The 21981-nt window shown below is 36.8% G+C and carries 17 protein-coding genes and 2 pseudogenes; all 19 read right to left on the bottom strand.

The window, feature by feature from the left end:
* Positions 1-369: 369 nt before the first annotated feature.
* The 19 genes and pseudogenes from mutL to ymfI all read right to left on the bottom strand — a co-directional run bounded on the left by mutL (position 370) and on the right by ymfI (position 21918).
* The gene (mutL, locus tag CO726_RS03630) at positions 370-2310 is read right to left on the bottom strand and encodes a DNA mismatch repair endonuclease MutL (protein WP_099683322.1); all 1941 of its coding nucleotides are present in this window, start codon (positions 2308-2310) and stop codon (positions 370-372) included.
* Positions 2311-2318: 8 nt separating this feature from the next.
* The gene (gene mutS, locus CO726_RS03625) at positions 2319-4997 is read right to left on the bottom strand and encodes a DNA mismatch repair protein MutS (protein ID WP_099683321.1); all 2679 of its coding nucleotides are present in this window, start codon (positions 4995-4997) and stop codon (positions 2319-2321) included.
* Between the two features lie 181 nt (positions 4998-5178).
* Entirely contained in the window at positions 5179-5721 is a 543-nt protein-coding gene (cotE, locus tag CO726_RS03620) for an outer spore coat protein CotE (protein WP_099683320.1), read from the bottom strand.
* A 125-nt stretch (positions 5722-5846) separates the two neighbouring features.
* Positions 5847-6278, bottom strand: coding sequence for a YlbF/YmcA family competence regulator (locus CO726_RS03615; protein ID WP_098758316.1), 432 nt, complete (start codon positions 6276-6278; stop codon positions 5847-5849).
* Between the two features lie 3 nt (positions 6279-6281).
* Complete coding sequence (gene miaB, locus CO726_RS03610) at positions 6282-7811, bottom strand: tRNA (N6-isopentenyl adenosine(37)-C2)-methylthiotransferase MiaB (protein ID WP_099683319.1); 1530 nt, start codon at positions 7809-7811, stop codon at positions 6282-6284.
* 427 nt (positions 7812-8238) lie between these two features.
* Positions 8239-9105 carry a 2-oxoacid:ferredoxin oxidoreductase subunit beta gene (locus CO726_RS03605; RefSeq protein WP_000190154.1) on the bottom strand — a complete coding sequence of 289 codons (867 nt, stop codon included), beginning with the start codon at positions 9103-9105 and terminating at the stop codon, positions 8239-8241.
* Positions 9092-10849, bottom strand: a complete 1758-nt coding sequence (locus CO726_RS03600; protein ID WP_098758314.1) for a 2-oxoacid:acceptor oxidoreductase subunit alpha — start codon at positions 10847-10849, stop codon at positions 9092-9094. Before CO726_RS03600 ends, CO726_RS03605 begins: the two co-directional genes overlap by 14 nt.
* Positions 10850-11076: 227 nt before the next feature.
* On the bottom strand, positions 11077-12000 hold the full coding sequence (locus CO726_RS03595) for a dipeptidase (protein WP_099683318.1): 924 nt from the start codon (positions 11998-12000) through the stop codon (positions 11077-11079).
* A gap of 58 nt (positions 12001-12058) precedes the next feature.
* A complete protein-coding gene (spoVS, locus tag CO726_RS03590; RefSeq protein WP_000404341.1) occupies positions 12059-12319 on the bottom strand; it encodes a stage V sporulation protein SpoVS in 261 nt (86 codons plus the stop codon).
* Between the two features lie 149 nt (positions 12320-12468).
* Complete coding sequence (locus CO726_RS03585) at positions 12469-13263, bottom strand: TIGR00282 family metallophosphoesterase (protein ID WP_098758312.1); 795 nt, start codon at positions 13261-13263, stop codon at positions 12469-12471.
* A 313-nt stretch (positions 13264-13576) separates the two neighbouring features.
* Positions 13577-15139, bottom strand: coding sequence for a ribonuclease Y (gene rny / locus CO726_RS03580; RefSeq protein ID WP_000099774.1), 1563 nt, complete (start codon positions 15137-15139; stop codon positions 13577-13579).
* A gap of 481 nt (positions 15140-15620) precedes the next feature.
* Positions 15621-16043 (bottom strand): annotated as a pseudogene (locus CO726_RS03575) (recombinase RecA family protein); the annotation flags it as partial.
* A gap of 327 nt (positions 16044-16370) precedes the next feature.
* Positions 16371-16979, bottom strand: a pseudogene (gene recA / locus CO726_RS03570) (recombinase RecA); the annotation flags it as partial.
* Between the two features lie 143 nt (positions 16980-17122).
* Positions 17123-18361 carry a competence/damage-inducible protein CinA gene (gene cinA, locus CO726_RS03565; protein WP_099683316.1) on the bottom strand — a complete coding sequence of 413 codons (1239 nt, stop codon included), beginning with the start codon at positions 18359-18361 and terminating at the stop codon, positions 17123-17125.
* Positions 18362-18381: 20 nt separating this feature from the next.
* On the bottom strand, positions 18382-18960 hold the full coding sequence (gene pgsA, locus CO726_RS03560; RefSeq protein WP_099683315.1) for a CDP-diacylglycerol--glycerol-3-phosphate 3-phosphatidyltransferase: 579 nt from the start codon (positions 18958-18960) through the stop codon (positions 18382-18384).
* Between the two features lie 63 nt (positions 18961-19023).
* Complete coding sequence (locus tag CO726_RS03555) at positions 19024-19935, bottom strand: helix-turn-helix domain-containing protein (RefSeq protein ID WP_099683314.1); 912 nt, start codon at positions 19933-19935, stop codon at positions 19024-19026.
* 21 nt (positions 19936-19956) lie between these two features.
* Positions 19957-20742, bottom strand: coding sequence for a DUF3388 domain-containing protein (locus tag CO726_RS03550; protein WP_000574107.1), 786 nt, complete (start codon positions 20740-20742; stop codon positions 19957-19959).
* 138 nt (positions 20743-20880) lie between these two features.
* Positions 20881-21129: a DUF3243 domain-containing protein gene (locus CO726_RS03545; protein WP_000114448.1), complete on the bottom strand. Its 249-nt coding sequence runs from the start codon at positions 21127-21129 to the stop codon at positions 20881-20883.
* Between the two features lie 75 nt (positions 21130-21204).
* Positions 21205-21918, bottom strand: a complete 714-nt coding sequence (gene ymfI / locus CO726_RS03540) for an elongation factor P 5-aminopentanone reductase (protein WP_099683313.1) — start codon at positions 21916-21918, stop codon at positions 21205-21207.
* Positions 21919-21981 lie beyond the last annotated feature (63 nt).

The raw sequence follows: 21981 nt of genomic DNA, 5'->3' as shown, positions 1-21981 counted from the left end.
ATGTTTCAAATTCGATGTAACGATTATAGTTACTTATATACACAAGTGTCAATGAATGTCTTTTACAAAACTGTAGAATATTTACATGAATTTTAATTTCCAAAATCCTATACTTGATTCAAGTATAGGTTAGGTTTGATAGTTAGCTCCCCCAAACTACAATTGGGAGAGTTATTTAATATTATTTATTGAAAATATTTTGGGCAACATTCATCATAAAGAAATATATAAACCTCCAAATTAAAAAGGAGCAATTTTTCATTGCTCCTTTTACATATACGCTTCATAATTTTATTGAAAAAACAATAAAAAATTCACGTTTATCAATTTACCACTAGTCTAATTAATTTTCCCCTCAACACAGTATCCCTACATAACCCTCTTAAACATCTTCTCCAACTCATAAGTAGAATGATGCACAAGAATCGGTCTTCCGTGCGGGCATGTGTATGGGTTTGTTGTTGTACGTAGTTCTTCAAGTAAAGCAAATATTTGATCGTTCGTTAAATATTGATTTGCTTTAATGGATGCTTTACAACTCATCATGATAGCTGCTTCTTCACGTAGTTTTTTAATATCAACTTTTTTTAGTTTGACGACTTGCTCCATCATTTCGTCGATAATTTCTGTTTCTTGTCCTTTCGGGAACCACGTTGGATGCGAGCGGACGATAAAGGATTGATGGCCGAATTGCTCTAAAAATAGGCCGACTTTTTTCAGTTCTTCTAGCTGCTCTTCGACACGTAAAAATTCAGTAAGAGATAAATCGATACGATATGGTACGAGTAGTTCTTGTACTTCTTGTGCTACTCTCCCTACTTTATCACGGAAATATTCATAATTAATACGTTCCTGCGCGGCATGTTGATCAATCATATATAAGCCTTTATCATTTTGGGCGAAAATATATGTTCCGTGCATTTGTCCAATTGGATAAAGCGGTGGTAAGTCATTACCGTTCATCTCAATCTCTTCTATTTCCCGAACTTCTTCTAATTCCTCTAGTTCAAACTCCTCTTCGTTACTGTCCCACGATTTCTCTTCTCGAATTGGTTCTTCCATTATCGGTTTAGTAGATGGCTGCCAACTTTGTTCTTCTCTTACGAGCGATTGTGGTGGTTGCCATTCTTGCTTTGGTGGTTGCCACAGTTGTGCTGGTTGTTTCACAGCCAGTGGTTCTTCTTGTTTTTCATCCATGCCCGTCGGTAAAATGATATCCGGCATGGATGGTTCTTTCGGCTTCGCATGCTCAAACTGAAACTGTTCTTGCACACTTTCATCTTTTTCTTTTTTCTTCGTTGTTACACCTGCATCTGGAATGAGCTGTATTTTTTTGAATGCTGCTTGCAATGTTTCTTCGATCAACTTTAGTAATTCTTGTTCTTTACTAAAACGAACTTCTAATTTCGCTGGATGTACGTTAACGTCAACTAGCATTGGATCCATTTCAATCGATAAGAAGCCGATTGGATATCGTCCGACTGGCAATAATGTATGGTATCCTTGCTGAATAGCTTTCATTAATACGAAATTACGAACGTAACGGCCATTTACAATCGTTGACATATAATTACGAGATGCTCTCGTTACTTCTGGTAATGTTACATAACCTTTAATCGTGAAATCTAAAGATTCAGCTTCAATTGGAACAAGCTTCTTTGCAACTTGAATGCTATAAATCGATGCAAGTACTTGTCTTACATCACCATTTCCTGATGTATGAAGCAATTTCTTTTCATTATGAAATAGCTTTAATGATACTTCTGGATGTGACATTGCAATACGATACACGATATCTGTAATATTCCCAAGCTCTGTATGAATGGTTTTCATATATTTTAGGCGCGCTGGTGTATTAAAGAATAAGTTTTGTACTGTAATATCTGTTCCTTTTCGGCTCGCTGTTTTTTCCTGTTTTATAATGTCTCCACCTTTAATAATAAGGTGCGTACCAGGCGCATCACCTGTGCTACTGATTAATTCTAATTCACTAACAGAGGCAATACTCGGCAATGCCTCACCACGGAAACCGAGTGTTCTTATACGAAACAAATCGTTTTCATCTTTAATTTTGCTCGTCGCATGTCGTTCAAAGGCGACGATACAATCTTCTTCGGCAATACCATCTCCATTATCAATGATGCGAATTTTCGATAAACCAGCTTCTTCTAAGTGGATTTCAATAGATGTACTATTCGCATCGATAGAATTTTCCACAAGTTCTTTTACGACTGAGGCAGGGCGCTCTACTACTTCCCCTGCCGCAATTAAGTTAGAGAGTTGGTCATCGAGTTTGCGAATTTTCCCCATCTACTTACTCATCCTTTCTTTAACTTTTTCTGTAAGCGATACAGTTCGTTCATCGCTTCTAAAGGTGTCATATCAAGTAAATCAATTTTTTTAATTTGTGCAAGCACTGCCGTTTCTTTCGTATCTAGAACTGGCTTTTCTTGTTTTTTCGAAGACTGTTCTCCACCAAAGAATGATAGTTGCGATTCTTCTTCAGTCTCTACTTTCGTCTCTTGTATCTCTGCTGGATCTTCTTTTACAACTACAGGTTCTGGAATTACTTCTTGCTCTTGCGCTTTCACTTCAACACGCTTTGGAATAATAATTTCTTCTTGTCCTTCTAGTTGTGCTAACACTTCTTTCGCACGAGCGATTAAACTATCTGGAAGCTCCGCAAGTTGCGCAACGTGAATTCCGTAACTTTTATCTGCTGCTCCATCTTGAATTTTATGAAGGAATACTACTTTTCCGTTCTCCTCAATTGCTGAAACGTGTACATTCTTCAGTTGATCTAAACTTTCTTCTAACACCGTCAATTCATGATAATGCGTAGAGAATAACGTTTTCGCACCAATTTGGTCATGAATATGTTCAATAATTGCTTGTGCAAGTGCCATACCATCATACGTAGATGTACCGCGTCCAATTTCATCGAATAAAATTAAACTTCTTTCTGATGCATTTGCAATTGCATTTTTCGCTTCTAACATTTCGACCATAAATGTACTTTGACCTGAAATTAAATCATCCGCTGCACCAATTCTCGTAAAGATTTGATCAAATACAGGTAATACTGCTTCTGTTGCTGGTACGAAACAACCGATCTGTGACATAACCGTCACAAGTGCTAATTGTCTCATATACGTACTTTTACCAGACATGTTCGGTCCTGTAATTAAAAAGACATCCATCTTCTCTGGCATAATACAATCATTCGGTACATACAATTTCCCGTTCAATACTTTTTCAACAACAGGATGACGACCATCTTTAATAAAGATTTCGCGCTTCGTTGTTAGTACAGGTTTTACAAACTGTTCTTCTTCACTAACTGTCGCAAAACTTTGCAATACGTCTAATTCACTAATCACTTTCGCTAAATGCTGTAATTTCGGAATAAATACTTTTACTTCTTCACGAAGCGCTGTAAATAAATCGTATTCTAGTTGTACAATTTTTTCTTCTGCTTCTAAGATTAATGTTTCTTTTTCTTTCAGTTCATCTGTAATGAAACGTTCAGCATTAGCAAGCGTTTGTTTACGTTCATAGCGACCTTCTGGTAATGCTCCAAGATTCGCTTTCGTTACTTCAATGTAGTAACCGAAAATACGATTGTACCCGATTTTTAACGATTTAATTCCTGTAATATCACGCTCTCGTTTTTCAAGCTCAGCAATCCAAGTTTTTCCGTTTTTACTAACGTAACGATATTGATCAAGCTTGTCATTATAACCATCTTTAATAATATCTCCATCTTTAATAGAAAGCGGTGGGTTTTCTTGAATACTTCTTCCTAGTAATTCTGTTAAGCTCTCACATGGATCTGCACCTTGAATTAATCTCGCTGCATAAGCGTTATCCAACAAACTAATCGCTTCTAAAATAGCTGGAACTTGAAGTAAAGAGCGTCTTAATTGTAATAAGTCCCGTGCATTGACATTACCAAATGCAACTTTCCCTGCTAAACGTTCTAAATCATATACTTCTTTTAACTTTTCTTTTAAATCTTCTCGTAAGAAGTAATCATTTACAAACGTTTCAACCATTTCTAAACGCTCTTCAATTCGTTCTTTCTGTATAAGTGGACGTTCCATCCACTGTTTTAACATACGACCACCCATAGCTGTTTTCGTCTTATCTAATAACCATAATAATGATCCTGTTTTTTCTTTCGTTCGAAGTGTTTCTGTCAGCTCTAAATTTCGCTTTGAGTGCACATCAATTTTCATAAATTGATTCGTATAATAAATTTCCACTGGCTGTAAATGATCTAATGAACGTTTTTGCGTTCTTATCACATAGTTAAATAAGCGCCCAACTGCTTTAATTAACTTTGCTTGTGAAACGTTTTTCACAAGCTGTTCTAACCCTTCAGGAATTGCCGTTGCATCTTCATATGAAATCGTCATTTTTAACGTTTCAGTTAACTTGTTTAGTTCATCTTTAGAAAATGAAGAATCTACAACAATTTCTTTCGAACCAGTTGCATACACTTCTAATAAAATATCTTCTACTGAACCAGTCAATAACGTTACTGTATTTTGTCCAGTCGTTAAATCATTACAAGCTAACGCATATGATCCATCTTCAAAATATGTTAATGCGGCTAAGAAGTTATTTTCTTTCTCATCAATAGTACGCCCTTCCATCATCGTTCCTGGCGTAATTAATTGTACTACTTCACGGCGCACTACACCTTTAGCTGTTTTTGGATCTTCTACTTGCTCACAAACCGCTACTTTATATCCTTTTTCAACAAGTTGTTCAATATAGTTTTTAGCCGCATGATACGGTACACCGCACATCGGTATACGTTCACTACTACCACCGTCTCGGCTCGTTAATGTAATTTCAAGTTCGTGGGCTGCTTTAACAGCATCCTCAAAGAACATTTCATAAAAATCACCTAAGCGAAAAAATAAAAAGGCATCTTGGTAGTCTGCCTTAACCTTTAAATATTGCTGTATCATAGGGGTATATTGCGTCATATTTCTCCTCCATAATTCTTACATAATAATCTATATTCATATATGTCACATTTCACGGACATCCATATCTCCTATTTCAGGAGTCTGTCCTCATTATAGCACATTTCATAAGGAATCATGTTCATTCAGCACCCACTTATGTAAAGTAAAAAGCTAGGAAGAACTTCTCCCTAGCTTCCTATTACTCTTCTTCTGCGTCAATGATAAAGTTCGGATCTAATTCTTCAAACTCATCATCGTCAATTTGGAAATCATCATCTGATTCTACACAGCCTTCAGGATTTACACTTACACAAATTTTTGTTTCGCCAACTACTTCTGTTACAAATTCACGTTCTACAGTTACAACAATTTTATTACCATTTGGTGATACAAGAGCTTCTAAACAATTTGGTGGCTGAATAACACGAGCAATAATTTCTAAATCATCACCAGAAAAGTTTTTATCACGATAGCCAATGCTTACTTCGTCCGTGTAGTTCACACGTTCTGTTACAACTTCAGTCTTTGTATTGTCATCAAATGAATACCAAGTGTTCACATCATAGAAACCTTCAATTTCCACATGCTTTCCATTCTTTCTTGCTTCGTACGAGTGGTTAATTACCCAGCACCCTAAAATACTTGTTGGCTCATTACTCGATTCACATGTATGCGTTGACTTTGTATACTTACGTCCTTTTCCAACCACTGCTTTTGTAATAATCTCTCTAAATTCGGACATTCGTAACCCTCCTCAATCACTATTCACTTAATCATATGCGTGACAATAGCGGAATGTGTCATTCTTTTTTCGAGAAGAACTTACGTTTAATCCACTAAAAAAAGAGATGTCAATTCGACATCTCTTTAACAACCACAATTTCCTTTTTTACTTTCTACCGCTGCGCCCGTTTCACCCTTCAATACATCACCATTAGTTGAAATTAATATTTCATCTGTTACGTTGTTAGAAATCGTACTTGCAACTAGCTGTAGTAAGTCATTTACATATGTTTGTGAAGATTTAAATTCTTGTACTACTGGTATACTGTCTAACTTATCTTGCAGGGCATCAATTTCAGCTTCTACTTTTTTCAAAGCTTCCCATTTCCCGTAATGCTGCAAGTTTACTGCTTGCTTTTGCAGTGCTTTAATTTCATCAATTGCGCGCTTTACATTTTCATTTTTATGAATTTGTGCTTCTGCTCGCTTAAAGAAATCAACTTCTTCTGTTTCAGAAATCATTTTTGCTAGTTCTTTCGCGTGCTCAACAATTTCATCTTTCGTATATACTTTCATCTACTATTCCACCTCAATCGGCTCTTCAACTAATTCTCCGTTAAGAGACCAAGTTTTTGCATCCGTTACTTTTACTTTCACAAGCTGACCAATTAAAGATTTTGGAGCAACGAAGTTTACAAGTTTATTCGTACGAGTATAACCTGCAAGTACTTCAGGATTATTTTTACTTTCCCCATCAACTAACACTTCTACAATTTGCCCTTTATACCAATTGTTCTTTTCAATTGCCAATTTATTTACTAATGTATTTAAGCGTTGAAGACGTTCTTTCTTCACTCCCATCGGTACATTATCTTTCATTTTCGCAGCTGGTGTACCTTCGCGCGGTGAATAAATAAAGGTAAAGGCAGTGTCAAATCCTACTTCACGATATAGCGACATCGTTTCTTCAAATTGCTCATCTGTTTCATTTGGGAAACCGACGATAATATCAGTTGTTAATACCGCGTTTGGAATTGCTTCTTTAATTTTTCTTACAAGCTCTAAATAATGCTCTCGTGAATATTTACGCGCCATAATTTTTAACATATCTGTGCTTCCAGATTGAACTGGTAAGTGAATATGTTCTACTAAGTTTCCACCTTTTCCAAGCACTTCAATTAAGTGATCATCGAAATCGCGTGGATGGCTCGTTGTAAAACGAATACGTGCAATATCAACTTTACGGAGTTCGTCCATTAAATCGCCAAGACCGTATTCTATATCTTCAAAGTCTTTACCATATGCATTTACGTTCTGTCCAAGTAACGTAATTTCTTTATAGCCATTCGCAGCTAAATGACGAATCTCTTGGATAATGTCTTCTGGACGTCTGCTTCGCTCTTTTCCGCGTGTATACGGTACAATACAATATGTACAGAACTTATCACAGCCATACATAATATTTACCCAAGCTTTAATATCGCCACGGCGTACTTTCGGAAGGTTTTCAATTACGTCTCCTTCTTTTGACCAAACTTCAACTACCGTCTCCTTCGAGAACATTGCATCTTTTAGAATGTACGGTAATCTATGTATATTATGAGTTCCAAACACCATATCTACATGCTGGTTTTTTTGCATAATTTTATTTACAACAGATTCCTCTTGAGACATACAACCACATACACCAATTAAAAGATCTGGATTTCTTCGTTTTAGTGACTTTAAATGACCTAGTTCACCGAACACTTTATTTTCAGCATTTTCACGAATAGCACAAGTATTTAATAAAACTACATCTGCATCTTCAGTTGAAAAGGTTGGTTCATATCCAAGTGTGGTGAAAATACCCGCCATTACTTCTGTATCGTGCTCATTCATTTGACAACCATATGTACGAATATAGAACTTTCTTCCTGTACCAAAATTGCGAAACTCTTCAGGTAAGCCAAAATCCCGTTCAATTTTAACTTCTTCTTTCCCTCGTTTTTTCGCATCTTTTAAGGAAGGTGGTTGGTATACACTTTCAAAGTATTTGCTATAATCTTTCTCTTCTTTTTTCGTAGAGGAATTTGCTTGTTGACTTGCTAATCGTTGTTGCTCGTTCATCGGTAATCTCCTTTCACCCTTAACTATACACACTTTATAGTCCATTTTAATGCGCTTAGACCCACCTCAAAAATGGTTAGATAGCTTGAGAGATAACTTGTCCTTTGAAACTTGAGTAATCAATCTAATCATCTATAAGAATGAAGTCTTCCCCACACAAATAGACATTTCCTTTTCGTATTTCTTTTGTCCTACCCAAAAGCATATTGCTTTATCCCTATAAACATTACCATAGTATGAAGCGTTTCGCCAATTTTAATAAGAAATAGGCTCTGTCTTATCTTATATTTCATTAGCAATGAACTTGCCATTTTCATACAACGATTTATATATTATTTTACCATTCTGAATTTTCTAAGTAAATATAACTACCTTATATTTTTACTCATTAAAAAAGGTTGCCAAATGGCAACCTCCTCTTCTTACATTACATAAATTCAGCAACAAGCTCATCAAACATTTTCTGATCCATATTTAAATCAGATTGCACTAAAGGCTTCTCACTATAGCCTTTTACAAGTTCTTGGTATGAAGGTTGCGCTGTATTTTGATAAATTAAACCTGTTACTAATCCGTTATTTTCCATTAACGTTTGCATAGCCATCATGCGATTAGACGGATCATATCCCTCTACTGTACTTAGTTTTGTTAAATTCTCTTTAAACCAATCGTAAGTATTTACTTTATTGTAAGTAACACACGGGCTGAATACGTTAATTAATGAAAATCCTTTATGGTTAATACCAGCTTCAATAATTTGTGTTAATTCTTTTAAATCACTTGAAAAGCTTTGCGCCACAAATGTCGCACCAGCTGTTAAAGCCATTTCCATAACATTTAGTGACGGTTCAATTGAACCTTGTGGTGTACTTTTCGTTTTAAATCCAGCTTCACTACGTGGCGAAGTTTGCCCTTTTGTTAATCCGTAAATTTGGTTATCCATTACGATGTACGTAATGTCGATGTTACGACGAATAGAATGGATTGTATGTCCCATACCAATCGCAAATCCATCACCGTCACCACCTGATGCGATAACTGTTAAATCACGGTTTGCCATTTTCACACCTTGTGCAATTGGAAGGGCACGGCCATGAATACTATGCACACCATATGAATTAATATAACCTGAAATACGACCTGAACAGCCGATACCAGAAATAACAGCCAGTTCATCTGGATTTAAGCCAACGTTAGCTGCCGCACGTTGAATTGCAGCTTGCACTGAGAAGTCTCCGCAACCTGGGCACCAGTTTGGTTTTACGCTGTTACGAAAGTCCTTAAATGTTGCCATTTAATACAACCCCTTTTTTGCATTCGTTGTAAATCTCTTTCGGCAAGAATGGGTTCCCATCATATTTTAAAAGACTAGAAATTTTCTCACCGTTACCAAGATTCATTTTCATAATGTTAGCAAGCTGACCTGTTGCATTGTTTTCTACCACTACAACACGCTTCGCATTTTTCACAAGTGGATCGATTTCAGCTGTTGGGAACGGGTGAATTAAACGCACATGAGCATGGTTTACTTTCATACCCTCTTGTTCTAAGCGCTCTATCGCTTCTTCGATTGCACCACGAGTTGAGTTAAATCCAACAAGCAATACGTCTGCTTCTTCATGCTTAACATTTTTATAAACAGGGGTATTAAACTTCAAGTTCTCCATTTTACGGAAACGTTTGTCCATTTGATCTTTACGGTTTATTGCTGATTCAGATGGTTTACCAGTTTCATCATGTTCTACACCTGTAACATGGTGAACACCATTTTTCATACCAGGTAAAACACGTGGAGAAACGCCATCTTCTGTTACTTCATAACGCTTGAAGTATGCTTTATTTTCACGTTCTGGTAATTCCGCTTCTAAATCAAGCTTACCGCGACGAATTTCCACTTTATCTAACTTAAGTGGTTCTACTGTTTGTTTTCCTAAAGAAAGCTGTAAATCTGTTAAGAAAATAACAGGTACTTGATATTCTTCTGATAAGTTAAACGCTTCTACAATATCATAGAAAGCTTCTTCAACTGTACTTGGCGCCATTACGATTTTTGGAATTTCACCGTGTGTACCGTAAATCATTGCCATTAAATCAGACTGCTCTTGTTTCGTTGGTAATCCTGTACTTGGGCCACCACGTTGTGTATCAACAATTACTAATGGCGTTTCTGTAATACCCGCTAAACCGATCGCTTCCATCATTAAAGATAGACCCGGACCAGCAGATGCAGTTAATGTACGAACACCAGCATAGTTTGCACCGATTGCCATTGTACAAGCTGCGATTTCATCCTCAGTTTGGATTACTGTCCCGCCAACTTTTGGTAATTTTTTAATTAAGTATTCCATAATTTCAGATGCAGGTGTAATTGGATATGCAGACATAAAGCGAGCACCACCAGCTACCGCACCAAATGCGATTGCATCGTTTCCAATCATAAACATGCGTTTCTTACCATCGGCTTTTTCAAGCTGCATCATGTTTACTTTCTCACCTAGCAACTCTTTCATATATTGAGAGCCGCGCTTAATTGCGTCCATATTCTTTTGAACAACTTGCTCTCCTTTACGACCAAAGATTTCTTCAACAACATCTAAATAAGCTGTTTCATCTAATCCTAATACCGCACTTGATGCCCCAACAGCAACCATGTTTTTCATTAATGATGTACCTAATTCTGAAGCAATATCTGTAAACGGTATCACATATAGATTTACATCTGTATTGTCAGGTATCGTTGGATTAAATTTCGCATCTGCAACTACAATTCCACCTGGACGTAGTTCGTGGAAGTTAAAATCAATTGTTTCTTGATCAAAAGCAATTAAAATATCTAAATCATCTGAGATCGCGCGTACTTCTGTTGTACTTACACGAATTTTATTATTTGTATGGCCGCCTTTAATACGTGATGAGAAGTGGCGGTAACCGTATAGGTAATATCCCAATCGGTTTAATGCAATACAGAAGATTTCTCCTGTACTTTCAATTCCTTCACCTTGTTGGCCTCCAACTTTCCATGAAAGTTGACTAATCATCTCCTACACCCCTTTTGGCTGCATTCATTGTAGTGTATTTTTTTACAGTAATAGTTTAGCATTTTTTATACAAATAAACTACAACGGACGCAAATTATGCCTCTTCTGATTTCCCTGAATCTTTAGTATAAAGCTATTTTGTTTTTCATTCTAGTATTAGGTCTTAAAAAAAGCAATACTATCAAATTAATTAATTCTAATTTTTCTGTATTTTTAAAACAAAAATCTTAAAAGCTTATATGTTCAACAAAATTTCCATATAAAAATCGCTCTACAGTAGATGCCGTATAATGTTTACAAAGCTCATTCATTATATTTTCATAATCTCCATACGTTGATACATTTACAACCGTTTCTAAAATCCCATCAAAATCCGAACCAAACCCTATATTGTTCTCTCCACTTAATGCACAAATATATTCGATATGTCTTACTATATCTGCTATATTCGCTTGTTTTTCATTTGTTAGAAAATGTGGTACAAAAGTGACACCGATCATGCCATTGCGCTTTATAAGAGCTTTAAGTTGTTCATCATTTAAATTACGTGGGTGCTGACAAAGTTTCATACAATTTGAATGGGAGGCAATAGGATTTTTTGCAAATTCTATAACATCCCAAAAGCTTCTTTCATTCAGATGAGACACATCAGTCCATACATGTAACGCATTAAGTTCTTGTACAACATGTTTACCAAAAGTCGTTAAACCCGCCCCACGCGTCTCTAGCGCACCATCAGCTAATAAATTGGCATAATTCCATGTTAATCCAAAAGAACGTACTCCTAGGCGATAAAACAACCGTAATTTCATTGCATCTTTCCCAATTGCTTCGCATCCTTCTAGTGTTAATATCGCTCCAATCTCGTCCTGTTTTAACATGTTAATATCATCTTTTGTCTGAATAAACTTCACACCCGGTAGTGATAAAATTTCATTATAAAAAATATCTACCATTTGTAATGCCACTTCAAATCGTTTTTCATATGCTACTGTTTCTGGCACATATATAGCAAAACATTGTATACTTCCTTTTCTTCTCTTTAACTGTTCAAATGTAATATGTAATTGCGAATCATGTTTAAAATCCTTTTTCCCCTGTGCACTCCATAACTGAAAGAGTACATCACAATGAGCATCAAAAATTTTCATTTTCATTCCTCCACTATAAAAACAACCTGTTTGCATACTGCAAACAGGTTGTTTAAACTTAACGAGGTTCTACAATTAATTTTATTGCTGTGCGCTCTTCCCCATCAATCATAATATCTGTAAACGCTGGGATACAAATCAGGTCCAAACCACTAGGTGCTACAAATCCTCTTGCAATTGCTACTGCCTTTACCGCTTGGTTCAATGCACCTGCACCAATGGCTTGAATTTCTGCTGTTCCGCGTTCGCGAATAACACCTGCAAGTGCACCAGCTACAGAATTAGGGACCGACGTTGCTTTAACTTTTAATATTTCCATTCCGCGTTTCCTCCTCGTTTCTTTAAAAAGTATTAGCAATTATTTCACTTTAACTTATATTCACGAGGAAGGACGCGTATTCCTGCTAAATTTCTGTAATTTTTCTAAAAAATTAAAAAATAACAACTCATCTAAATTTCATCCGAGAATCACTCAAAAAATGGTTGATCATCATTAATTAAGATACGCTCAATTTTCTTAGCTTTTCCTGTATTAGGATCCACATCAATTAGCACTGCACTTAATTGTGTTCTACCATTTGTCACTTCAAATCGTACTGGTAAGTTTGTTAAAAACTTCTTCAATACCGCTTCTCGGTCCATACCTAAAATTCCATCGTACGGTCCTGTCATACCAACATCTGTGATATATGCCGTTCCGCTTGGTAAAATGCGATTATCTGCTGTAGGGACATGCGTATGTGTACCTACTACCGCTGTAGCACGACCATCTACATACCAACCTAACGCTTGTTTTTCACTTGTAGTTTCCGCATGGAAATCAATAAAGATAATATTCGTACGTTTTTTTGCAATGTTAATTAATTCATCCACTTTACGGAATGGACAATCAATTGGAGGAAGGAATGTACGTCCCTGTAAGTTAATAACTGCAACTTCTGTTCCATTACAGTTCACAAAGATAAGTCCTTTTCCTGGAGTTCCGTCTGGGAAGTTAGCTGGTCTTGCAAGATATTTTGCGTCATCAATAAATTCAAATACTTCACGGTTATCCCAAGCGTGGTTTCCAAGTGTAACCGCTTGTGCTCCGCATTCTAAAAAGTTTCGATATATTTTTTCTGTAATTCCACGTCCACCAGCTGCGTTTTCTCCATTAATAATGGTTACTGTAGGTGTATATTTCTTCTTTAATGCCGGTACGTATTGTTGAATCATACCTCTACCAGGAGATCCTACTACATCCCCAACAAATAATATTCTCATATGTCTTACCCTTCCTATGTACTACATTTTTTATTACTATAGCTTTAAGTGATTTCCTTACAATATATTTATTATAAGTTTGCTTCACTTGTATGCTAGGTATAAAGTGAAACTTTAATCCGTGGGGGGATCTTCATCCCCACGGATTATTAGCCCTCACCAATCGGACATTTACGGACAGCCCGCCCCCCTAACTTCTTTGCTTTTGCTGAATTTTGAGGTAAGGGTCTTACTGCCCACAAATAGTGGGATAACTAATTTCCTTTATTTTAACCAATTCCAACACAAAAAAATAAAGTGGTGTTTCACCACTTTATTTTGCGTATTCCACTGCACGTGTTTCACGAATAACAGTTACTTTAATATGTCCTGGGTAATCCAGTTCATTTTCAATACGTTTTCGAATATCACGAGCTAAACGATGAGCTTCTAAATCATCAATTGTATCTGGCTTTACCAGAATACGAACTTCTCGTCCTGCTTGAATTGCGAAAGATTTTTCTACGCCTTCATAAGACTCTGAAATCTCTTCTAACTTTTCAAGACGACGAATATAGTTCTCAAGTGTTTCACTACGAGCTCCAGGTCTTGCAGCTGATAATGCATCTGCTGCTGCAACTAAAACTGCAATGATAGAAGTTGGTTCTGTGTCCCCATGGTGAGATGCAATACTGTTTATAACTACAGGATGTTCTTTATATTTCGTTGCGAGTTCAACACCAATTTCAACGTGGCTACCTTCTACTTCATGGTCAATCGCTTTACCGATGTCATGTAATAGACCAGCACGTCTTGCTAGTTTTTCATCCTCACCAAGCTCCGCTGCCATAAGTCCAGTTAAATATGCAACTTCCATAGAGTGTTTTAAGACGTTTTGTCCGTAACTTGTACGGTATTTTAAACGACCTAAAATCTTAATTAAATCTGGATGTAATCCGTGAACACCCACTTCAAACGTTGTTTGCTCTCCGACTTCGCGAATGTATTCGTCCACTTCACGTCTTGATTTTTCGACCATCTCTTCAATACGCGCTGGGTGAATACGTCCGTCCTGTACTAGTTTATCAAGAGCGATACGAGCTGTTTCACGACGAATTGGGTCGAATCCAGAAAGAATAACCGCTTCTGGTGTATCATCGATAATTAGGTCAATACCTGTTAACGTTTCTAACGTACGAATATTTCGACCTTCACGTCCGATAATACGTCCCTTCATTTCGTCATTTGGAAGATTTACAACCGAAACGGTTGTTTCAGCAACATGATCAGCTGCACATCTTTGCATTGCAAGAGATAAAATCTCTTTTGCTTTCTTATCCGCTTCTTCTTTCGCACGAACTTCACTTTCTTTTACCATTACGGCAATTTCATGAGAAACTTCACTTTCTACTTTACCAAGAATAATTGCTTTCGCTTGTTCGCGTGTCAGATTGGAAATGCGCTCTAATTCTGTTTGTTGCTTTTGAACTAACTCTCCCACTTTGCTTTCCAACTCTTCAATCTGTTGTTGTCTCGCTACAAGAGAATCCTCTTTCTTTTCTAACTGTTGCTCGCGTTTATCGAGCGTTTCGTCTTTACGATCAAGGTTCTCTTCTTTTTGCATTAAACGATTTTCTTGTTTTTGTAATTCGCTTCTACGGTCACGAATTTCTAATTCAGCTTCTGTACGAAGTGTATGAATTTCATCCTTTGCTTCTAAAAGCGCTTCTTTCTTAAGTGCTTCAGCCTCACGATTCGCTTCGTCTAGAATACGTTTCGCTTCATTAGCTGCACCATTAATCTTCGCTTCAGCAATAGACTTTCGAACAAAAAAGCCAACAACTGCACCGACTGTTGCAAGCAAAATGGAGATGAGTATCCAAACTGTACTACTCATGATTTCACCTCCCCTTGCTATGAATGAAAAAAGACTGTCGGCATGTACATTGAATACCAACATACAGCAAAGACCGTCGCCCCGCTTTTTTAAGGGACTTTCTTCATTTCACAATTAAAATGTCATATTATTATTTCGGCAAGATTTAAGTCTTACTCCGAATATTACTTCTCTTCTTGAGAAGAGTGTTTCGTATATAAGAAAAAATATACATTCTCATTGTATCTATCGCAATTTTCATTGTCAAGCGTTGTCTACTTTTACTTTCTTTACCTTCAGCCCTAATTCATATATGAATTTAAAAAGCAGACAGCATATTATCCTGGAAAACCTTAGTAAATTCCAGTTTATTCATGTGAAACGTGCATATATCCCTCTTTATACATAATCTTTTAGATAGATTAAATATTTTATCTCCAACGATATACAACGCTTTCATAATGATACAAAAATAAAAGACACGATCCCGTGTCTTTTATTTTTAATCAAGAAGATTTGAATCTTCCGGACCTTCAGCACCAGAATCTTCACTAATTCCGTGATGCTCACGAATAAAGAAAGCAATTTCTTCTCTTAAATCCGTATTTTCTTTTAAGAACTGCTTCGAATTTTCACGACCTTGTCCTAAGCGTTCTTCATTATAAGAGTACCAAGCACCGCTCTTTTGAACGATATCAAGTTCAGAAGCCATATCTAAGATTTCACCTTCTCTTGAAATACCTTCTCCGTACATAATATCAACTTCAGCAACACGGAATGGTGGTGCTACTTTATTTTTAACTACTTTTACTTTTGTTTTATTACCAACGATGTCGTTACCTTGCTTTAATTGCTCCGCACGACGCACTTCAAGACGAACAGTTGAATAGAATTTCAACGCACGACCACCTGGAGTTGTTTCTGGCACTATCTATAGATTTTCCATCTCTATAGTCCGGACTATCTCTTCATCTCTTTACAGAGAGCCTTGCACTTCCAGCAGTAGCCTATCATCTGCCGTACCCTACTCAGTTAACTAAAAGTCCTTTTCGGTAGTCTCTACACCTTCCCCATATCACTATGGAGCTTGGCACGGTATTACCCTAAATAATGGTGGGCTTCACCGTTAGCAACTATATGAATAGTTACACCCTTAGGCAATAAGGTTCACAAGGTTTTTTAACATGCTATCACTAGCAAGGGAAACCCATAGTAAACTCCTTAATCTTTACGATTAAGCAACTTGTAGTTGATTTCCGAACATAACCCCAACTTTTTCACGAATTTGGTTAATAAAGATTGCAATTGTTTTTGATTTATTGATTGCACCTGAAAGTTTACGAAGTGCTTGAGACATTAAACGAGCTTGTAAACCTACGTGTGAGTCACCCATGTCCCCTTCGATTTCAGCTTTCGGTACAAGAGCTGCTACAGAGTCAATTACGATAATATCAACCGCACCACTTCGCACAAGTGCTTCTGCGATTTCTAAACCTTGCTCCCCTGTATCAGGTTGTGATAATAGTAATTCATCGATGTTAACACCTAATTTTTGTGCGTATACAGGATCCATTGCATGCTCCGCATCGATGAATGCTGCTTGTCCACCTTGACGCTGTACCTCTGCAATTGCATGTAATGAAACTGTTGTTTTACCTGAACTTTCAGGTCCATAAATTTCGATAATACGGCCGCGTGGGTATCCGCCTACCCCTAGTGCCACATCAAGTGCTAAAGAACCACTAGAAACTGTAGAAACTCTACGCTCCGCTTGTTCTCCTAATTTCATAATTGAACCTTTACCGAATTGCTTCTCTATTTGTTTTAACGCCATATCTAACGCTGCTTGACGATCACTCATTCAAAATTCCTCCTTAACTGAATTGCTAATCTTATTATACCTATTTTCAATTCAATTTGCCAACAAAAATCGAACATTTATTCGTTTTTTTATTTTCCATCAAATAAAACTGCATTTAACCATTAAAAAAAGCTAAAAGAGACTTATATCTCTTCTAGCTTTTTATACAAATGATAAAATCCATATTTTACTGAGCGTTCCCTAATTTGTTGACGACTTCCACTTAAATGAAGAGGAAAGACTACAGTTGGTTCATCTTTAATCGCCAAACCAACGAATACTGTTCCTGGTTCTTTCTGTTCTGAAGCATCTGGTCCTGCTACCCCAGTGAAACTAATTCCGATATCTGCTTTTAATAATTCTTTAACATTTTCAGCAAGATAACGAGCACATTCTTTACTAACTGCACCATCAGTAGACAACACTTCCTCAGGTACATGTAAAACATGTTGCTTCACATCATTACGATAACAAATGACACCACCTTTAAATACTGAAGACACACCAGCACTTTCGGTTACTTGATTGCCGAAGAGACCACCTGTTAAACTTTCTGCACACGCTAAAGTTAATCCTTTTTTCTTCAATAACTCTATCGCCTTATAATGCAGAAACTCTTGGTCATATCCGTAGAAAAATCCTCCTACTCTTTCTAAAATCAAATCTTCCATATGCTGAATGAGTTTCTCCGCTTCATCAGCTTTTTGATGCTTAGCAGTTAAACGTAGTGTCACTTCTCCATCATTCGCAAGGGGGGCAATTGTCGGGTTCGTTTGTTCATCAATTAAATCTTGAACTTTCACCTCTAATTGGGATTCCCCAATCCCGAAGAAGCGAAGCACACGAGAATAAATGTTTTCTCCTGTTGTAATGTTACGTAAAAAAGGCTCTACATAACTTACATACATCGGCTTCATTTCTTTCGGTGGTCCTGGCAATAAAATATAAACTTTTCCGTTCTTATTTAACCCCATACCAGGTGCCATGCCGTGATCATTCGCAAATACAGTTGCTCTATTCAAAACGAGCGCCTGCTTTTTATTATTCTCCGTGAACTCACGGCCTGTACGCTTAAAGTAATCGCTTATCGATGCTAATGCCTTTTCATCATACACAAGCTCTTCACCCAAACTAGAAGATATCGTTTCTTTCGTCAAATCATCTTTTGTCGGGCCTAATCCACCTGTGAAAATAAGCATGTCAGCACGTTCTTCCGCAACTTCAATCGCCTGCTGTAATCGATTGTTATTATCGCCGACTACAGTATGGTAGTAGACGTTAATTCCAATTGAAGCTAACTTTTCAGATAAAAACTGGGCGTTTGTATTTGCAATTTGTCCAAGTAATAATTCAGTTCCAACCGCAATAATTTCAGCATTCATCCCAATTCCCCCATAAACTTCTATTTTGAGTTTACAAAAGCAGCTCTATTTTTCCAGAAATAATCCCATCCTGAAATAACAGTAAAAATTAATGCAATCCATATAAAGATATCAGCTACCGGAATATGAATTAAATTTAAAGGTACATCGTGTAATAAGTATGCTGCAATCGCAATAATTTGTGTCCATGTCTTAATTTTCCCTAGCTGATTTGCCGCAACTACTTCTCCTGTTCCAGCAAGTACAAGGCGTAAACCAGTTACCGCAAACTCACGGCTTATAATTACAATAACGATCCAAGCAGATACGTATTGCATCTCAACTAACGTGATAAGAGCTGCTGAAACAAGTAATTTATCAGCTAACGGGTCAAGAAACTTCCCTAAATTCGTTACAAGATTATACTTTCTTGCGTAATGTCCATCAATCCAATCTGTAGCCGAAGCAATAATAAAGATAAGTGCCCCTACTAAATGTTGAACTGGTAAATCAACATCACCAATTGTGTATGAACCCCAATCAAAGGGTGCTAACATAATTACCATAAAAATTGGAATTAAGCAGATTCTAGATATTGTAATTTTATTTGGTAAATTCACAGCTATTCCTCCATCATATCAAAAACATTTGTTCATTGAAAAAAGTCATCGAAGCGATGACTGTTATTGTGCAGGTTGCTCTATCCCTTGGTTTTTTATCACCAATCTTTGGTGAAGTTCTTTTTCTGGATCCAATGGGTATGCGACCACTTGGCCATTCAGTTTAACTTCAACATTCGTTGCATTTCCAATATTAAGTCGCACTTCTTTTAATGTTGATACATCATGTTTTTCTATTTGGCCCTCTTGTACTGTAGTGTTTAGAATCACATTCCCAGCATCATCTTTAACATCTACATAACTCGCACCTTTACCCGATATTTCCAGTTCTAATGTTTTATTATTATGAATTTCCAAAGTAGATACCTTCCCAGTTGTTCCAACTACTTTCACTTCTTGCTGTCCAGTTGGCTGCGCTGGTTGTTCCTCTTTCTTTGGTTCTTCTTTTTTCGGTTCCTCTTTTTTCGGCTCTTCCGCTTTCACTTCATCTTTCTTCGTATCTAACGGAGAGTTTTCCGCTTTTTTAACTTCAATTTTTTCACTTTGAGCATTCGGAACTTTCTCATCACCTTTTCCAGTTAACGCTTGGAAAACAAACCAAATTACCACTCCAACTGCGATTACTAACAGCGCAACTAAGATTTTTGGCATATGATCTGCAATTGGCCATGATGAAGATTTTTGCATTGTTTCTTGTGTTTTTTGTCCAGTTGACACTTGTGGAACGTCGCGTTTTTCAGATTGTGGTATCGTACTCTGATATTCTACAAGCAGTTCTTCTCCATTTAATCCAACCGCATCTGCGTATTGTTTAATGAATGCACGCGCATAAAAAGCTCCTGGCAATACATCATAATTGCCTTCCTCAATCGCTACTAAATGGCGTTTTTGAATTTTTGTAATCTCATGCAGCTGATCAATAGACAAGCCTTTCGTTCCTCTTGCTTCTTTCAGCTTTTGTCCTAATTCTGTCACTACTAACACCTCAATATTTCTTTAAAAGTCAAACATAGAGAAATTATTTTGCGTACCTTGCTCAATTTCATCTACTAAATTATATTGAATTTCTTCATCATAATCGTTACGCAACTCGATAATATAATCAAAATCATCCAACGTGTATTCTGACTGACTCACAAATACGTCAGGATGTTCCACAACTTTCGTTGCAGGCAATCTCATGATTTCACGGACAAGCTGCCAATGCCTTTCGTTAGCACGCTTTGTTGACACGATTCCATCTAAGATGAAAATATTGTCGTCGCTATACTCGTCTTCAATCAATTGACTACGAACCGTTTGCTTAATAAGAGTAGATGATACAAATAACCATCTTTTATTTGCACAAACACTTGCGGCAACAATGGATTCTGTTTTTCCGACACGAGGCATGCCTCGTATACCAATTAGTTTATGACCTTCTTTTTTCATTATTTCAGCCATAAAGTCTACAAGTAACCCTAATTCATCACGCACAAACCGAAATGTCTTCTTATCATCTGCATCTCGTTGTATGTACCTTCCATGTCTAACCGCTAGCTTATCTCTTAGCTTTGGCGGACGATATTTCGTTACCGTTATGTTATCCATCGTATTTAAAATTGATTCAAGTCTAGAGATTTGCTCTTGATTATCACACATAAGGAGTAATCCACGTCGTGCATTATCTACACCATTAATTGTGACAATATTAATGCCGAGCATACCGATTAACGAAGAAACGTCACCAAGCAAGCCAGGTCGGTTTTTATGTATTTCATATTCAAAATACCATTCAATCATCCAAGATCACTCCCCTTGCTTACTTTACACCTACGTACTATATTATATGATTTCACCTTAATAGGGAAGCTAAATGTATAATCTATCTCGTTCAATTATTATACAAAAAAATAGAGAGGAAATTCTCCTCTCTATTTTTTACTTATGTTGTACAAACTTTACCATTAAGTTTGCGATTGTATGCTGCTCTTGTTCATCAGCAACTTTCCAAAGCTCAGCCAACAATTTCTCTTGATCGTTGCGCGCTTCTACTTCATTTGCTAAATAATCACCAACACGAAATGCCATATCTGATACAGCACCACTGTTAAGCCCTTTCCCTTCTGCTTGTTCTAAACGTTCTCCTAAAAAGCTCTTCCATTGATCAAAATTATCTAAAACTGACATGTGTAAGCACCTCACTACTTAGTAATAGAATCATGCTTAATTTGTACAGTTTTTCATTTTTTATGTAAGAAATTTTTAACAATGCCAACCGCCATTTACTCCGATAATTTGTCCAGTTATGTAAGATGCACCTGGCGATACGAGAAATGACACTGTTTTCGCTACTTCTTCTGGTAGTCCCAACCTGCCTAACGGGATCTCTTCCGCAATTTCATTCTTATCCTCTTCTGAAAATACACTTAACATTTCCGTTTCAATTGCACCTGGCGCCACCGCGTTCACTCTTAATCCACTTAATGAAACTTCTTTTGCTAAAGCTTTCACATAGGAATTTTGTGCACCTTTTACCATAGAGTAAAGCACTTCACATGATGCGCCAATTTGTCCCCATATAGACGAAACAAGTACAACATTACCGCTTCTTCGCTGAATCATAGATGGGAGTGCCATTGATAATAATTTATAGATACTCTTCACTTGAAGTTCTACCATGTAATTCAATTCATCGTTCGTTACATCTGTTACGAGTCCAAAAATACTCTTCCCAGCTGCATATACGATAACATCAAGAGGATGTTCAATTTGTTTCCACAATTGCTCTGCCCCATCAGTAGAAGCTAAATTCGCTTGAACAGGAATTACTTCACCCCATCCTTTCTGTAACTCATTCACTTTCTCTTCACTGTTATTATAATGAACATATACTGTATATCCATCTTGAATTAATTGTTTTGAAATAGCAGAGCCAATCCCTCCGCTTCCTCCAGTTACTAATGCATACTTTTTCATACAATTCCTCTCTTATCTCAAAAAAAATCTTTTTCCTACAAATAAATAATACCCTCATCTTAC

This window comes from Bacillus fungorum (assembly GCF_002746455.1).
Taxonomy (GTDB): Bacteria; Bacillota; Bacilli; order Bacillales; family Bacillaceae_G; genus Bacillus_A; species Bacillus_A fungorum.
The sequence above is the reverse complement of the archived record's forward strand: the minus strand, read 5'-3'. Positions and strand labels throughout refer to the sequence as shown.

What these genes read in the sequence shown, in the direction of transcription:
- mutL (WP_099683322.1), bottom strand. Translation starts at nt 2,310, where the DNA reads ATGGGGAAAATTCGCAAACTCGATGACCAACTCTCTAACTTAATTGCG.
- CO726_RS03615 (WP_098758316.1), bottom strand. Translation starts at nt 6,278, where the DNA reads ATGAAAGTATATACGAAAGATGAAATTGTTGAGCACGCGAAAGAACTA.
- CO726_RS03605 (WP_000190154.1), bottom strand. Translation starts at nt 9,105, where the DNA reads ATGGCAACATTTAAGGACTTTCGTAACAGCGTAAAACCAAACTGGTGC.
- CO726_RS03550 (WP_000574107.1), bottom strand. Translation starts at nt 20,742, where the DNA reads ATGATTGAATGGTATTTTGAATATGAAATACATAAAAACCGACCTGGC.
- cinA (WP_099683316.1), bottom strand. Translation starts at nt 18,361, where the DNA reads ATGAATGCTGAAATTATTGCGGTTGGAACTGAATTATTACTTGGACAA.
- ymfI (WP_099683313.1), bottom strand. Translation starts at nt 21,918, where the DNA reads ATGAAAAAGTATGCATTAGTAACTGGAGGAAGCGGAGGGATTGGCTCT.
- miaB (WP_099683319.1), bottom strand. Translation starts at nt 7,811, where the DNA reads ATGAACGAGCAACAACGATTAGCAAGTCAACAAGCAAATTCCTCTACG.
- cotE (WP_099683320.1), bottom strand. Translation starts at nt 5,721, where the DNA reads ATGTCCGAATTTAGAGAGATTATTACAAAAGCAGTGGTTGGAAAAGGA.
- CO726_RS03600 (WP_098758314.1), bottom strand. Translation starts at nt 10,849, where the DNA reads ATGATTAGTCAACTTTCATGGAAAGTTGGAGGCCAACAAGGTGAAGGA.
- CO726_RS03545 (WP_000114448.1), bottom strand. Translation starts at nt 21,129, where the DNA reads ATGTCAGTTTTAGATAATTTTGATCAATGGAAGAGCTTTTTAGGAGAA.
- CO726_RS03585 (WP_098758312.1), bottom strand. Translation starts at nt 13,263, where the DNA reads ATGAGAATATTATTTGTTGGGGATGTAGTAGGATCTCCTGGTAGAGGT.
- CO726_RS03595 (WP_099683318.1), bottom strand. Translation starts at nt 12,000, where the DNA reads ATGAAAATTTTTGATGCTCATTGTGATGTACTCTTTCAGTTATGGAGT.
- rny (WP_000099774.1), bottom strand. Translation starts at nt 15,139, where the DNA reads ATGAGTAGTACAGTTTGGATACTCATCTCCATTTTGCTTGCAACAGTC.
- spoVS (WP_000404341.1), bottom strand. Translation starts at nt 12,319, where the DNA reads ATGGAAATATTAAAAGTTAAAGCAACGTCGGTCCCTAATTCTGTAGCT.
- mutS (WP_099683321.1), bottom strand. Translation starts at nt 4,997, where the DNA reads ATGACGCAATATACCCCTATGATACAGCAATATTTAAAGGTTAAGGCA.